Raw genomic sequence first — 14163 nt, forward strand, 5'->3', positions numbered from 1 at the left:
ACTGCGGAGCGACGAGCCGCAGGTACATGTCGGAAAGCCGATATTTTCCATGGCTCTGGTGGATCTCGTCCCAACCGTCCCCCTATGAGCACCCTGTTCTCCCCGATGAGGAACACTCTGCTGGCACTGGCGCTGACCATGGGCGTCGTGGCCTCGACAGCCGGTACGGCGGAGGCGGCCGACGTCGCGACGCTCCGCGGCGCGGCGGACGTGAGCGGCTATGCGCGCGACGGATTCCGGCCACAGTTCATCCCGGACGCCGGCCTGCCGTACAACGACAGCGCGCTGGCGCCCCGGGTGGATCCGAACCCGCACGACGAGCACGGTGTCCGCCTGTTCCAGTACAACGGGCAGACGTACGACCATCCCGTCGCCCAGGCGCAGTGGGGACTGAGCAACCTGCGCACGTACCTCGCCAACCGCGACCGGCTCTTCCTCGACCGGGCGCTGGCCCAGGCGCAGCGCAACATCGACCGCCGGGTCGAATCGCGGTCGGCCTGGTGGTACTCCTACGAATTCGACTTTCCGCGCTGCAGTCAGATGCCCGTGGTCCGGGCGCCTTGGTACAGCGCGATGGCACAGGGACAGCTGCTCAGCCTGTTCGCCCGCCTGCACGTCGTCACCGGCGACCGGAAGTGGCGCGAAGCCGCCGACCGCACGTTCGCCAGCCTCCTGCTCCCACCCGCCACCGGGGTGCCCTGGGCCAGTTGGGTGGACGACGCCGGACACCTGTGGCTCGAGGAGTATCCGGTGACCCCGGGCGTGACCGGTGAGCGTGTGCTGAACGGCCACATATTCGCGCTCTACGGCGTGTACGACTACTGGCGGCTGACCGGTGACCAGCGGGCCGTCGCCCTCTTCGACGGGGCCGCGACCACGCTGCGCCACCACGTGCCGTCCACGTTCCGCGCCCCGCAGTGGATCAGTCGCTACTCGATCGGGTGTCCAAGTTCGTACGCCAGTTACCACCCTGTGCACATAGGGCAGTTGCTGAAGACGTACGAGATGACCCGGGCGCCGGTCTTCGCGGGCCTGGCCGACCTGTTCCGTGAGGACTACCCGGCGCCGGCCGTCTCCGGGACCGTGGTCTTCTCCGGCGGCACGCACGTTGGCTACCGGTTCTCCTCCGCCGGGGCGGTGCTGGAGCAGCGATCCCTGACCCTGTCCCGGCAGTCCCAGGCGAACGCCGACCAGCGCATCCGCATCCCCGGACGCGGCATCCACTACCGGATCACGAACGGGGCGCTGGCCGGGTTCCTGATAGCGGAGACCCCGGGCGAGCGAAATCTGCTCGGCGCGGTCGTGCGCCACACCTACACGCCGCAGCGGACGCTGTCCTTCGGTCCCGGCACCTACACGGCGCATCTGCACGGGCCGGGCTGGGGCGTCACCGGGAGCAAGACGTTCACCTTCCCCCGCAGCTCGGCCGCGCCGTTCGGCGCGACCGCCTGGGTGAACGGGACGATGAGCTACCAGATCACGGCCGGGGTGTACGTCGGGTACTGGCTGCCGGCCCACGACGGGCTGACGCCCGCCACCTGACCAGGCGAAGTGTCGATCTCCCGCACCCGTGTCCTCGCGCGCTCCCGCACGGTTGATCCGAGAGATCGGTGCCGCCTGTTCCCGATCGCGGCTTCCTGCCGCGCCCGGACAGGTGGCCGGGTACCTGTGCGGAGGTGGGGGCATGTCGCTTCCCGATGTGCGTCACGGATCGCTCTCGACCGGCCGGTCCGACCGGTCGAAGCGGTTCCTCGACGTGCTCGCGGCCGTCGTCCTGCTCGTGGTGACGGCGCCAGTGCTGGCGGTCGTCGCCGTTCTGGTGGCCGTCCGGCTGGGCCGCCCGGTGCTGTTCCGCCAGCGGCGCGCCGGGCGCCACGGCGCGCTGTTCGAGGTGGTCAAGTTCCGGACCATGCGGGAGCCGGACCACCGGCGCGGCCTGCTCTCCGACGCCGACCGCCTCACGCCGTTCGGTCGCCGGCTCCGCGCCACGAGCCTCGACGAGTTGCCCACGCTCTGGAACGTGCTCCGCGGCGACATGAGCCTCGTCGGCCCGCGCCCCCTGCTGCCGGAGTACCTGGACCGCTACACGCCGACCCAGGCGCGCCGGCACGAGGTGCGACCCGGCGTCACCGGCCTGGCCCAGGTACGCGGCCGCAACGAGCTGAGCTGGGAGGAGAAGTTCGCCCTCGACGTGGAGTACGTCGACAACCGCTCACTGCGGTTGGACCTCGCGATTCTCGCCGCCACCGTCCGTACCGTGCTGCGGCGGGAGGGCATCTCGGCGGCCGGGTCGGCCACCGCGCCGGAGTTCCTCGGGACCGTGCCGGCCGCAGCCGCGGCGGGAGACACCGCGCGTGCCACGGTCCGGCCGGGCAGGCTGTCATGAGCCGCCTGGTCCACCTGTCCGCGCCGGACGTCGGTCCGCTGGAGGAGTCCTACCTGATCGCCGCGCTGCGTTCCGGCTGGGTGGCGCCCACCGGTCCCGATCTCGAGGAGTTCGAGCGCGAAGTCGCGGCCCGGGTCGGCGTCCGGGGCGCGGTGGCGGTCAGCTCCGGCACCGCCGCGCTGCACCTGGCCCTGCTCGGCGTCGGCGTCGGCGCCGGGGACGTGGTGGTCGTACCGACGCTGACGTTCGTCGCGACCGCGAACGCGGTCCGGTACACCGGCGCGCGGCCGGTGTTCGTCGACTGCGACCCGGGCACCGGGAACATCGACGTGTCGCTGCTGGCCGAGACGCTGGACCGGCTACGCGACCGGGGCGAACGGGTGGGCGCGGTCGTTCCGGTGGACATGTTCGGCAGTTGCGCCGACTACACCCGGCTGCTTCCGGTCTGCGCGGAGGCGGGCGTGCCGGTGGTGGAGGACGCCGCGGAGGCGCTCGGCGCGACGCACGGTGGCCGGCCCGCCGGCTCGTTCGGGCGGGTCGGCGCGCTCTCCTTCAACGGCAACAAGATCATGACCACCTCCGGCGGCGGCATGCTCGTCTCCGACGACCTGTCGCTTTTGGCCCGCGCCCGGCATCTCGCCACGCAGGCACGCGAGCAGGCGCCGCACTACGAGCACCGCGAGACCGGGTACAACTACCGGCTCAGCAACCTGCTCGCCGCCCTCGGCCGCGCGCAACTCGTGCGGCTCGACGGCATGATCGGCCGGCGTCGGCGCCTGCGGAACCGTTACGCCGAGCTGTTCGCGTCCGTCCCGGGCGTCGAACTCGTCGGCGCGGCCGACGACACCTCGAACTGCTGGCTGACGGTGATCCGGGTACGCCCCGACCGCGCCGGGTGGCACGCGGCCGAGCTGGCCGAACAGCTGCGGAAGCGAGACATCGAGACGCGCCCGGTCTGGAAGCCGATGCACCGGCAGCCGGCTTTCGCCGGCGCGGAGAGCATCCTCAGTGGCGCCGCCGACGACCTGTTCGCCCAAGGGCTGACCCTGCCCAGCGGCAGCGCGCTCACCGAGCCGCAGATCAGCACGGTGCTGGGCGCGATCGGCGAGTTCCTGGCCGCCCGGATCGGGGCGTAGCCGCATGACACCCCTGCTGATCGTGGGGTGCGGTGGCCACGGGCGGGAACTGCTGACGATCGCCCGGGCGGTGGTGTCGGCCGGCGGACCGGACTGGCACCTGATCGGGTTCGTCGACGACCACCCCTCGGAGGAGAACCTCAAGCGGGTACAGCGCCTGGACGTGCCGTACCTCGGCGGCGTCGCGTGGCTGCGCGAGGCGCCGCCGCAGACCCACCACGTCATCGGCATCGGCGACCCGAGGATCCGCCGGGCGGTGGCGGCGAGGGTCGACGCCTACGACCTTCCGGCCGCGAGCCTCGTCCACCCGGATGCCACCGTCGGCCCGGACAACCGGTACGGCCCAGGGTTCGTCGCCTTCGCGGGCGCCCGCGTCACCACGAACGTCACCATCGGCCGGCACGTCCACCTCAACCAGAACGTCACCGTCGGGCACGACAGCACCCTCGGCGACTTCGTGTCGGTCAACCCGCTCGCCGCCGTCTCCGGTGACTGCCACCTGGCCGAGGGCACGCTCGTCGGCACCAACGCCGCGGTGCTCCAGGGCCTGCGGGTCGGCCGGGACAGCACTGTCGGCGCCGGCGCCTGCGTGGTACGCGACGTCGGGGAGCGGACGGTCGTGAAGGGTGTGCCGGCACGCTGATCCAGCGCTCCCGCGGCGGGCAGCGCCGACACCGCCCACCGCGTCGGGGATCAGCGACGGATGCCCGCCCAGTCGTGGTGACGACGGACCGTGGACAGGATGAAGTCGACGACCCGGCGTGACGTGTCGGTGACCTCGTAGTCGGCCGGGCAGGGCACGCCCTCCGCCCGGTGCTGGCGCACTGTCACCCGGACCGCCTCGGTCACCCCGGCCGGATCCAGCCCAGTCATGATGATGCCTCCGGCGTCGAGCGCCTCGGGGCGCTCGATCGCGTCCCGGAGCGTGACGGCGGGGAAGCCCAGGATCGCCGCCTCCTCGCTGATCGTCCCGCTGTCCGACAGCGTGCAGTAGGCGCTGGTCTGCAGGTGGACGTAGTCGGGCAGGCCGAACGGCTCGTGGAAGACGATGCCGTCCAGCAGGTCCGCCTCCGGCGCCAGCGCCTCCAGCCGGTTCCGCGTCCGCGGATGCGTGGAGACGAGGACCGGGAATCCCCACTCGTCCCGGACCGCGTACAGGCAGTCCAGCAACCGGGCGAGCCGGTCCGGGCGGTCGACGTTCTCCTCGCGGTGCGCGCTGACGAGGAAGTACCGGCCCGCTGTCAGCCCGAGCCGGCTCAGCACCGTGGACGCCGCGATCGCGGGCCGGTAGTGCTCCAGCACCTCCCGCATGGGCGAGCCGGTGTGCAGGATCCGCCGCGGGTGCAGGCCCTCCGCCAGCAGGTTGCGCCGCGCGTGTTCGCTGTAGACCAGGTTGAAGTCGGCGATGTGGTCGACGAGGCGCCGGTTCGTCTCCTCCGGCACGTTCAGGTCGAAGCACCGGTTGCCGGCCTCCATGTGGTAGACCGGCACCTTCATCCGCCGGGCCATCAGGGCGCCGATGCTGCTGTTGGTGTCACCGAGCACGAGCAGGGCGTCCGGGCGCAGGTCGGCGATCGCGGACTCCATCCCGATCAGCACGCCACCGAGAACGCGTCCCAGGGACGCGGTGTCGACCTGCAGGAAGCGGTCGGGCTCGCGGATCCGCAGCTCCTTGAAGAAGACGTCGGACAGGGTGCTGTCCCAGTTCTGCCCGGTGTGCACGAGCACGTGCTCCACAGTGTCGTCGAGTCGCGCGATCACCCGGGAGAGCCGGATTATCTCCGGCCTGGTCCCCACCACCGTCATCACCCGTGTCATGAACTGCCTTTCGCCCAGCCGGCCCAGCTTCCACCAGCGACCTCTGCTCGTTGGATCAACGAGCAGGCGTCGCGCCCGGTGGCGGCCGGACGGGAGCGACCGGCGGATCACGCCGCTTATTGCCGCTATCTCCATCTTTGACTCGTTATGAGGAAGTAACGTGCAGTTGCGATGTGAGCTCCCGTCAGGCACGGGGGAGACTGGAGGAGATGTGGCTTCCTCGCTTTCGGGCCGGCGGTTCCTGATCACCGGCGGCACCGGATCGTTCGGCCAGACCATGGTCGTCCGCCTGCTGAAGGCCGGCGCCGAAGAGGTGCGGGTGCTCAGCCGGGACGAGTCCAAGCAGGACGCGATGCGGCACCGGCTCCGGGACGACCGGGTCCGCTACTACGTCGGCGACGTGCGCGACCACGACAGCACGCTGAAGGCCACCCGGGGAGTCGAGTACGTCTTCCACGCGGCGGCGCTCAAGCAGGTGCCCTCCTGCGAGTTCTTCCCGCTGGAGGCGGTCCGGACCAACGTCCTGGGCAGCGCCAACGTGGTGGACGCCTGCGAGCGCAACGGCGTCGAGGCGCTGGTGCTGCTCAGCACCGACAAGGCCGTCTACCCGGTGAACGCGATGGGCATGACCAAGGCGCTGATGGAGAAGGTGGCGCAGGCCCACGCGCGCAACAACCCGGGTGCCCGTACCCGGGTCTGCTGCGTCCGGTACGGCAACGTGATGTACTCCCGCGGCTCCGTGATCCCCCTGTTCGTCGAGCAGATCCGCGGCGGCGTGCCGCTCACCGTGACCGAGCCGACGATGACCCGCTTCCTGATGTCCCTGGAGCAGTCGGTCGAACTCGTCGAACACGCCTTCCACCACGGCCAGCCGGGTGACGTGTTCATCCGCAAGGCGGACGCCTGCACGATCGAGGACCTCGCCGTGGCCCTGTGCAACCTGTTCGGCGTGCCGGCGAAGTTCGACGTGCTGGGCATCCGGCACGGCGAGAAGCTGTACGAGACGCTGGCCAGCCGCGAGGACCTGGCCCGCGCCGAGGACTTCGGCGACTTCCTCCGGGTACCGGTGGACAGCCGCGACCTGAACTACGGCCTGTACTTCGACGAGGGCGACACGAACCGGGATCACCGCGTCGACTACCACTCACACAACGCGCGCCGGCTCGGCGTCGCGGAGGTGATGGAACTGCTGGTCACCCTCCCGGAGCTGCGCGCGCAGCTCGACCTGGCCGGCCTGCCGACCGCCGCCGTTCCGGCGTGAGCGCCGACCTGGGCCGCGGTGGCGCCGACGCCACCCGGATCGCCCTCGTCACGCAGTGGTTCCCCCCGGAGCCGACGGGCATCCCGCTGGGCATCGCGCGGTCGCTCGAACAACGCGACTTCGCCGTGGACGTGCTCACCGGGGTGCCGAACTACCCGACCGGCGTCGTGCCCGCCGGCTACCGCGCCCACCGCCGCAGCGTGGAGGACCTCGACGGGCTGCGCGTGCTGCGCGCCCCCCTCTACCCGAGCCACGACCGGTCCGCCGTCCGGCGGGCTGCCAACTACCTCAGCTGGGCAGCCTCCTCCACAGTCGTCGGCCGCGGACTGCTGCGCTCGGCGGACGCGAGCCTCGTCTACGGCTCGCCCATCACCGCGGCCACCGCCGCGATGGCCGCCCGGATGCGCTGGCGGACCCCGTACGTCCTCATGGTGATGGACCTCTGGCCGGACTCGGTGTTCGCCACCGGCTTCCTCACCGACGGCGCGGGCAGGCGGCTGGCGGCCGGCGCTCTCGGCGGCCTGACCGACCGCGTCCACCGCTGGGCGGACCACATCACCGTTCCCTCCCCCGGCCTGCGGCGGACGCTGATCGAGCGGGGCATCCCGGCGGACAAGGTGTCGGTGGTCTACAACTGGGCCGACGAGAAGGTCATGCAGCCGGCCGAGCCGGACCCCACGTTCCGGGCCCGGCTCGGCCTCGGCCGGGACGACTTCGTCGTCATGTACGCCGGCAACCTCGGCGCCGCGCAGCGGCTCGACGTGGCGGTCGCGGCGATGGAGCACCTGCGGGACCTGCCCGACGTGCACCTCGTGCTCGTGGGTGGCGGCGTGGAACGGGAGTCGCTGCGGGAACGGGCCCGGGCCGGCGGGCTCGCCACGGTGCACTTCGCCGACCAGATCGCGCCGGAGCGGATCGCGTCCGCCATGGCTGCCACCCAGTTGCAGCTGATCTCGCTCGCCGACGAGCCGCTGTTCCACATCACGCTCCCGGGGAAGGTGCAGGCGATCCTGGCCAGCGGCCAGCCGGCTCTGGTGTGCGCTCCCGGTGACGCCGCCCGCATCGTGACCGGCGCCGGGGCGGGGTTCGCGGCGCCTCCCGGCGATCCCGCCGCGCTGGCGGCGGTGATCCGGCAGGCGCGGTCTGCCCCGCGGGACCGGCTGCGCGACATGGGTCACGCCGCCCGGCGGCACTATCTGGCCCACATGAGTGAAGAGATCAACGCGCAGGTGCTCGCCGATCTGCTGACCGACGCCGTCCGGCGGCGCGGCGCCGACGGTCGCGGCCGGAGGAGGAAGCCATGACACGCGTACTCGTCCTCGGTGTCACCGGAATGCTCGGGCACACCCTGCTGCGGGAGTTCGACCGGGATCCGGGCATCGCCGTGCACGGCGCCTGCCGGACCGGCGACCTGACCGGCCTGCTGCCGCCCGGGCTCGCCGCCCGGGTGCAGACGGGCCTGGACGCGGACGACATCGACGGTGTCGGCTCGCTGCTCGAACGCGTGCGGCCGGACGTGGTGGTCAACTGCGTGGGGGTCGTCAAGCAGCGTCCGGAGGTCCAGGACGCCGTCGGCACGGTGCGGCTCAACGCCCTGTTCCCCCATCTGCTGGCCCGCCTGTGCCAGACGGTGGGCGCGCGTCTCGTCCACGTCAGCACGGACTGCGTCTTCTCCGGTGACCGCGGCAACTACGTGGAGACCGACCTGCCCGACCCGCCCGACCTGTACGGGCGGTCGAAGCTGCTGGGCGAGGTCGGCGGCCCGAACGCCCTGACGCTCCGGACCTCGATCATCGGTCACGAGCTCGCGTCGAGCCGCTCCCTGGTCGACTGGTTCCTCAGCCAGGCGGGCACGGTGCGGGGCTACACCAAGGCCGTGTACAGCGGCGTGACCACTGTCGAACTCGCTCGTGTCCTGCGCACCGTCGTGCTTCCGCGTACCGATCTCGCTGGGCTCTACCACGTCGCGGCGGCGCCGATCACCAAGTACGACCTGCTCCGGCTGGTGGCGTCCGAGTACGCGTGGACGGGCGACATCGTTCCCTACGACGGCTTCGTCTGCGACAGGTCGCTGTCGGCCGAGGCGTTGGCCGCCGCGACCGGCTACCGCCCGCCCTCCTGGCCCCGGATGGTCGCCGAGTTGCGTGCCGCCCGGTCCCGCTGGCAGCTGCCGGCGGACGTGACGGGAACCGGCGCGACGTCCTGAGCCGTCGGGTGCCGCGCCGCCCGACGGCGTGGCACCCGACGGTGTCGATCAGGGACGAGCCCGGCGCGCCCCGGCGACGTCGGAGAGAAGGTCCAGGTACCGCGCCAGCTGGTCGTCCCGGTGCAGCCCGTCGAGCGCGGACGGCGGAATCTCGGCGAGGCGGCCGTGCCGGTCCTTCTCGGCCAGCCAGATCCGCAACTGCTCGGCGATGCGCGCCGGGTCGCTGAGGACGACGCCGGCCCCACGGGAGCGCAGGATGTCCGCCACGATTCCGGTCGGGTGCCCGATCATGAGAATCGGACGCCGGGCACGCAGGTAGTCGAAGAACTTCCCCGGCACCGTCCCGGCGTCGCGCGGGTCGTTCCACATCACCAGGACCAGGACGTCGGCCTCCGCCTGCACGCGCCACGACTTCTCCGCCGACACCTCCCCCAGGTTGGTCACCGAGTCGGAGATGCCGGCGCGCTCGGTGGCGGCCTGCGCCACCCCGTTGTCCTCACCGGCGAAGACGACGTGGACACGCCGGGCCTCGGGGCCGAGGATCGCCACCGCGTCCAGCAGCGGCGAGGGATCGCGCTTCCCGGGGTTGAGCCGCCCGGTGTGCGCCAGCGTCAAGGGCGCCGAACCGTACACGTCCAGGCCGGCCGGTCGCTCGGTCGTTCCTCCCGCCGGGCCCGGTGGACGCGGGTCGATGCCATTCATGACCACCGTCGTGCCGATCCCGAACGTCGAGCGCATGATCTCGGCCAGCGGCTCGGAGATCGTGACGCACGCGGCGGCGGACCGGAGCAGGCGCCGTTCCATCCAGTGGTCGAGCTTCCGCCGTATCCGCGTCCGGCCGTACGGCCAGTAGTCGTTGCCGACCGTCCACAGGTCGCGGTAGTCCGCCACCCAGGGCACCTTCAGGCGGCGGGCGATGGCGGCGGCGACGAGGTACGCCGAGGCCGGCGGCCCGGTCACCATCACGACGTCGGGCCGCCAGTCCCCCCGGCCGCGCAGGAACCCGCGCACGGCGGGCACGACCCAGTTGACGCAGGCGTCCGGGATCAGCACCTCGCGTCCCAGCGTCCCCAGGACGGTCAGCGCCGGCCGCCGGCCCACTCTGGCCTGAGCCTCCGCCCGGCGGACGGAGGACACGACCCGCGTCGAGTCGGGCACCGGCGCCACCCGCAGGACGTCGCTCTCGGGCACGCCGGGTGGTCCGGCGCCGGGCGGCGTCGCCGTCAGAACCCGGACGTCCCACCCCTGGGCGGCGGCGAAACGCGCCAGCTCACCGGGCCGGCGGGCGCCCACCGACTCCGACGGCGGGAAGACGTACGCGATGATCAGCACTCGGGGTCGCGGGCGCAACTCTGGGCTCGTCTCTCGAAGGTTGCTGTTGTCCCTGTGTCCAACGACCTGAGGCGTACGCGGTGATGCCGACCGCCTGTCGGCATGTGGGCGGTTCACACCGGTTCCCGTTCCCGCCTCGGCGTCGTCGCCGCTCCCGGGCCCGGCCCGTCCGCGACGCGCGCGTGCGCCCGTACCGTCGTCAGCGAGAGCAGCCAGCAGGCGGTGTAGGCCACGGCGGCGGCGATGCCGAACGCCCAGACGGCGGCCAGCGCCGACCCGCCGAGCAGCCAGGTGCCCGTGACCGCGCCGACCACGACCACGACCCGGCCGGTGTCCCAGGCGAGTTGCAGATTCTGCCGGCCGAACACGACGAGCGTCTGCGACAGCGGGGACGCGACCAACTGCGCGGCCACGCCGACGGCCAGAGCCTGCGCGTAGGCGCCGCTGCTCGCCCACTGGGCACCGAAGACCAGCCGGAAGATCGCGGGCGCCGCCAGGACCGCGACGACCGCTGCCGGAACCGCGATCATGAACAGTTGCCGGCTCGCCCCGAGGAACATCGACCGGGCCTGCTGCGGCGCCTCCCGTGCCAGCCGGGCGAGCTCACCGAGGTAGACCTGGGCGATCGCGGTGCCCGCGAGAGCCACCGGCGCCGCCAGCACCCGCTGGGTGAGCCCGAGCCACCCGGCCACGGTGCCGCCGTACCAGAAGGCGATGAGCAGGACCGGGAGCTGGTTTCCCAGCACGTTGACCAGCCCGGACGGCGCGAGCACGAGCGGGAACCGGCGGTAGCGCCGCATGGTCCGCCACAGCCGCCGGGGGCGGAACCCGGCACGCGTTTCCGGATCACGCAGCCGGGCGCCGGGCGTCAGCATCAGCGCGCCGGTCACCTGCCCGGCGGCGAGGCCGAGGGAGAGCCCGCCCGCCCGTACGCCAGCCGCGCCGAAGAGCACCTGCGCGGCAAGCGTGGCGACGGCCTGCAGGAAGTTGCGCCGCCCGATCGCGGCGTAACGGCGATGGCGGACTGCCAGCTGGTTGAGCACCAGGAGGCAGCCCATCGCGGCCGCCGCCCACGGAACCAGCCAGAGCCAGACGCGCAGGGCGGGCTGATCGTAGGCGTCCGCGATCGGCTGACCGGCCAGCGCCACCGCCAGCGTGCCCAGCGCGCCCGTCACCAGTGCGCAGACGAGCCCGAGCGCCACCAGCGCGTCGGCGTCCCGGTCCTCGGCGGGCAGTGGCACGGCCATCTCCAGGCGCAGTGCCGCGACCGCGCCGACCGTGGCGACCAGCGTCGCGATCACGGTGAAGACGCCGAAGTCCGCTGGTGTGTAGAGGCGTGCCAGAACCGGCGCCGCGGCGAGCAGGAGCACCTGACCGCCGACGGTGCCCGAGGCGATGCTCAGTACGCCGCGACGCGCTCCGGCCAGGCGCGACCGGGGGACGCCGGGGCGCCCCGCCCGCCGAGGCTGTTCGGCACGCACGCGCTATCGGTCCGCCCCGACCGGTGTCCGTCTCTCCGGCCCGGCCACCGGCCGTCCCGGTTGCCACCTGACCGGCTCGTGGCCCGGGGAAACCGGGGCCGCGGACGCGGCCCGCCGCGCCCGCGCCGACAGCGCCGTCTGCTCCGGCTTGATCCGGCCGCCCCAGTACCAGAGCGCCAGGTAGGCGACGAGCCCGGTGTTGAGAAGCGTCTCCGGACCGCCGACTGCCCAGGTGCCCAGCACGACTGTCATGCCGGCGTACCCCATCAGCTCCAGGGAGTTGTAGCTGGTACGGCGCAGTCCGTTGAAGGTGATCTTCTGCAGCACCAGGGCCAGGGCCGCTGCGCCCACCAGCACGCCGACGGTGCCGAAGTTGTGGTGGATGGATCCCCACAGCGACGGCGGCGACGTGCCGACCGTCGAGCCGTAGAGCGTCGCGAACACCTCGTTGGCCAGGCTGCTGCCCCGGTCGCCGGGCAGGATGCCGGACAGCGAACGGAGCCACTCGCCGCCGTGGCGGACAGGTAGCTGCGACGTGTAGTTGAAGGCGGCGAGCCCGGAGAGCTGGTTGTCCTCCATGAAGCGCCGGTACAGCTCCCGCGCGGCGGCCGTGACCGGATGCCCGCCCGCGTCGCCGCTGCGTCCCAGCACCTGCGTCGCGACGAAGACCACCGGGGCGCCGAGCACCGGTACGAGCAGCACCCACCGGGACATCGCGCGGCCGACCGCGAGGAACGAGTAGACGACCAGGGTCAGCAGGAACAGGAAGAACGCTCCGCGCTGGCCCGTGCCGATGAGCGCCAGTGTCGCCAGGCCGAGCGGGAAGAGCGCGAAGACCCGGCCCGCCAGGCCCCGCCGGTTGAAGAACCACACCGCGAGGACCACAGCCAGCGAGGGCAGCAGGACGTTGCGGAACTGGTTCGCGTACCCGGGGAAGAAGTAGTCCTCACCCGCGTACGACTGGAGCCGCAGCGTGCTCACGTTCTCCGTCTGACCGGTGAGCACTCCCCGCAGGCCCACGACGAAGGCGCTGTAACCCACGGCGGCGAAGTACGCCGCGGTGGCGGCCATCGACAGCGCCGTCACCACCAGCACGCTCGCCGTCGGGCGCACCAGGCGGAACGTGTAGGGCGCGCGGTCGCCCACCTTGCGCGGCACCGAACGCCGGCTGGCCCGCAAGGACATGAACGTCACCATGCTCACCACGAGGTACACCGCCACCGCGCCGAGCACGAGCCGGCCGTAGAAGGTCTCGGTGGTGGAGTCCGGATCGACCAGTTGCACCGTCCCGAGGGCCATCAGCAGCTGCGAGACGACGAAGAGCCCGTCCGGGGTGAGCAGGCCGTACGTGCGAACCGCGACGACGTAGTGCAGGACGGCCAGCAGGACCACCGCGACGAGAAGCAACATCATGACTTGCGGAATCCGTTCATCCTCTGGAGTCGTCCCGTGGGAGCGCGCACGCTCCGCTCGCCCCACCCACGGCGGCACACAGGCTCAACGACCGCTCCCCCGGCAGGTCACGCCGCGTCGCACCGGCGACGGCGATCCGGTCTCGACCGAGTGCTTGTACGCCCACCACGCCCACCGCGCGTGTGATGAGCTGTACCGGTGGCGGGAGATGTGCTGGGGCTGGTGCTGCACCCCACCCGGGACGTCTCCGAGGTGGTGGGGATCATCGTGGACTGGGCGGCCCGGCACCGGATCACCCTCGCCGTACGCGCCGAGGACCGTGCGCGCGTACCGGCCTCGGTCGAGGCGTTGCCCACGGACGAGCTGGCCGACCGCTGCGCCGCGCTGATCAGCATCGGCGGAGACGGCACCATGCTGGGCGCGCTGCGGATGGCCGTGCGTGACCCGAAGCCGGTGCTCGGCGTCCACCTGGGCCGGCTGGGCTTCCTGGTCGAGGTGGAGCCGCCGGACCTGCCCCGGGCCCTGGAACGGCTGGTGAACCACGACTTCACAGTCGAGTCGCACGCCTGTCTGGCCTGCGACGTCTGCGGTGACGACGTGGTCGCGTTCAACGACATCGCGCTGGTCCGGCACCCCGGCGCCGGGTTCGTCACGGCCACCCTGGCGGTGGACGGCCAGCGGTACGGCTACTACCGCTGCGACGCGCTGGTGGTGAGCACGCCGACCGGCTCGACCGCGTACAGCTACGCCGCCGGCGGCCCGTTGATCTCACCGGCGACGGAGGCGATGGTGGTGACGCCGTCGGCGCCGATGGCCGGGATCTCCCGCTCGGTGCTGCTCTCCGCGCACGAGACGGTGCATCTGGAGCTGCGCGCGGACTCGGCGCCGGTGGCTGTGGAGATGGACGGGCTGCTGATCCGCGAGGCCGCGACCGAGGGCTCGGTGCACATCCGGTACGTCAAGGACGCCGGCCGGGTGGTCCGCCTCGACCCGCGCCGCTACCAGGAGCGCAACCAGCTCAAGCTGAGCCTGCTGGACCTGCCGCTGCTGCCCGACCAGCTCCGCGAACTGCTGCCGGACGGGTTGCGGGAGCAGTTCAACCGCCGGGAGCTGCCCCCGCCCCGCTGACC

12 protein-coding genes are annotated in these 14163 nt (G+C 72.3%); 8 read left to right on the top strand and 4 right to left on the bottom strand.

The window, feature by feature from the left end; translation table 11 throughout:
* Positions 1-105 precede the first annotated feature (105 nt).
* From ACSDG8_RS06790 to ACSDG8_RS06805, 4 genes are all read left to right on the top strand, one after another.
* A complete protein-coding gene (locus ACSDG8_RS06790; protein ID WP_210894960.1) occupies positions 106-1542 on the top strand; it encodes a D-glucuronyl C5-epimerase family protein in 1437 nt (478 codons plus the stop codon).
* A 142-nt stretch (positions 1543-1684) separates the two neighbouring features.
* Positions 1685-2386 carry a sugar transferase gene (locus tag ACSDG8_RS06795; protein WP_210894961.1) on the top strand — a complete coding sequence of 234 codons (702 nt, stop codon included), beginning with the start codon at positions 1685-1687 and terminating at the stop codon, positions 2384-2386.
* Positions 2383-3522, top strand: a complete 1140-nt coding sequence (locus tag ACSDG8_RS06800) for a DegT/DnrJ/EryC1/StrS family aminotransferase (RefSeq protein WP_439427738.1) — start codon at positions 2383-2385, stop codon at positions 3520-3522. The genes ACSDG8_RS06795 and ACSDG8_RS06800 overlap by 4 nt, the downstream gene beginning before the upstream one ends.
* Before the next feature lie 4 nt (positions 3523-3526).
* Positions 3527-4165 (top strand): acetyltransferase, encoded by a 639-nt coding sequence (locus tag ACSDG8_RS06805; RefSeq protein ID WP_439427739.1) that lies wholly within the window; start codon positions 3527-3529, stop codon positions 4163-4165.
* A 50-nt stretch (positions 4166-4215) separates the two neighbouring features.
* On the opposite strand, the gene wecB is transcribed toward ACSDG8_RS06805, so the two are convergent.
* On the bottom strand, positions 4216-5328 hold the full coding sequence (gene wecB / locus ACSDG8_RS06810; RefSeq protein WP_247688268.1) for a non-hydrolyzing UDP-N-acetylglucosamine 2-epimerase: 1113 nt from the start codon (positions 5326-5328) through the stop codon (positions 4216-4218).
* Between the two features lie 223 nt (positions 5329-5551).
* Between wecB and ACSDG8_RS06815 the strand changes: the two genes are divergently transcribed.
* From ACSDG8_RS06815 to ACSDG8_RS06825, 3 genes are read left to right on the top strand one after another with little or no spacing between them, the layout of a single operon-like run.
* A complete protein-coding gene (locus tag ACSDG8_RS06815; protein WP_210894965.1) occupies positions 5552-6601 on the top strand; it encodes a polysaccharide biosynthesis protein in 1050 nt (349 codons plus the stop codon).
* The gene (locus tag ACSDG8_RS06820; protein WP_210894966.1) at positions 6598-7905 is read left to right on the top strand and encodes a glycosyltransferase family 4 protein; all 1308 of its coding nucleotides are present in this window, start codon (positions 6598-6600) and stop codon (positions 7903-7905) included. The genes ACSDG8_RS06815 and ACSDG8_RS06820 overlap by 4 nt, the downstream gene beginning before the upstream one ends.
* A complete protein-coding gene (locus ACSDG8_RS06825; RefSeq protein WP_210894967.1) occupies positions 7902-8807 on the top strand; it encodes a dTDP-4-dehydrorhamnose reductase family protein in 906 nt (301 codons plus the stop codon). The genes ACSDG8_RS06820 and ACSDG8_RS06825 overlap by 4 nt, the downstream gene beginning before the upstream one ends.
* 48 nt (positions 8808-8855) lie before the next feature.
* Here the strand turns inward: ACSDG8_RS06825 and ACSDG8_RS06830 are convergent, their stop codons facing one another.
* The 3 genes from ACSDG8_RS06830 to ACSDG8_RS06840 form a co-directional block, all read right to left on the bottom strand.
* On the bottom strand, positions 8856-10139 hold the full coding sequence (locus ACSDG8_RS06830) for a glycosyltransferase (RefSeq protein ID WP_210942897.1): 1284 nt from the start codon (positions 10137-10139) through the stop codon (positions 8856-8858).
* A 113-nt stretch (positions 10140-10252) separates the two neighbouring features.
* Entirely contained in the window at positions 10253-11620 is a 1368-nt protein-coding gene (locus ACSDG8_RS06835; RefSeq protein WP_210894969.1) for an oligosaccharide flippase family protein, read from the bottom strand.
* Between the two features lie 3 nt (positions 11621-11623).
* On the bottom strand, positions 11624-13033 hold the full coding sequence (locus tag ACSDG8_RS06840; RefSeq protein ID WP_210894970.1) for an O-antigen polymerase: 1410 nt from the start codon (positions 13031-13033) through the stop codon (positions 11624-11626).
* A gap of 198 nt (positions 13034-13231) precedes the next feature.
* On the opposite strand from ACSDG8_RS06840, the gene ACSDG8_RS06845 reads away from it, so the two are divergent.
* On the top strand, positions 13232-14161 hold the full coding sequence (locus tag ACSDG8_RS06845) for an NAD(+)/NADH kinase (protein ID WP_210894971.1): 930 nt from the start codon (positions 13232-13234) through the stop codon (positions 14159-14161).
* The last annotated feature ends 2 nt before the right edge of the window (positions 14162-14163 follow it).

The sequence above is a fragment of the Micromonospora sp. LA-10 genome, from assembly GCF_051853095.1.
Taxonomy (GTDB): Bacteria; Actinomycetota; Actinomycetes; order Mycobacteriales; family Micromonosporaceae; genus Micromonospora; species Micromonospora echinospora_A.

What these genes read in the sequence shown, in the direction of transcription:
- wecB (WP_247688268.1), bottom strand. Translation starts at nt 5,328, where the DNA reads ATGACGGTGGTGGGGACCAGGCCGGAGATAATCCGGCTCTCCCGGGTG.
- ACSDG8_RS06790 (WP_210894960.1), top strand. Translation starts at nt 106, where the DNA reads ATGAGGAACACTCTGCTGGCACTGGCGCTGACCATGGGCGTCGTGGCC.
- ACSDG8_RS06795 (WP_210894961.1), top strand. Translation starts at nt 1,685, where the DNA reads ATGTCGCTTCCCGATGTGCGTCACGGATCGCTCTCGACCGGCCGGTCC.
- ACSDG8_RS06840 (WP_210894970.1), bottom strand. Translation starts at nt 13,033, where the DNA reads ATGATGTTGCTTCTCGTCGCGGTGGTCCTGCTGGCCGTCCTGCACTAC.
- ACSDG8_RS06805 (WP_439427739.1), top strand. Translation starts at nt 3,527, where the DNA reads ATGACACCCCTGCTGATCGTGGGGTGCGGTGGCCACGGGCGGGAACTG.
- ACSDG8_RS06825 (WP_210894967.1), top strand. Translation starts at nt 7,902, where the DNA reads ATGACACGCGTACTCGTCCTCGGTGTCACCGGAATGCTCGGGCACACC.
- ACSDG8_RS06800 (WP_439427738.1), top strand. Translation starts at nt 2,383, where the DNA reads ATGAGCCGCCTGGTCCACCTGTCCGCGCCGGACGTCGGTCCGCTGGAG.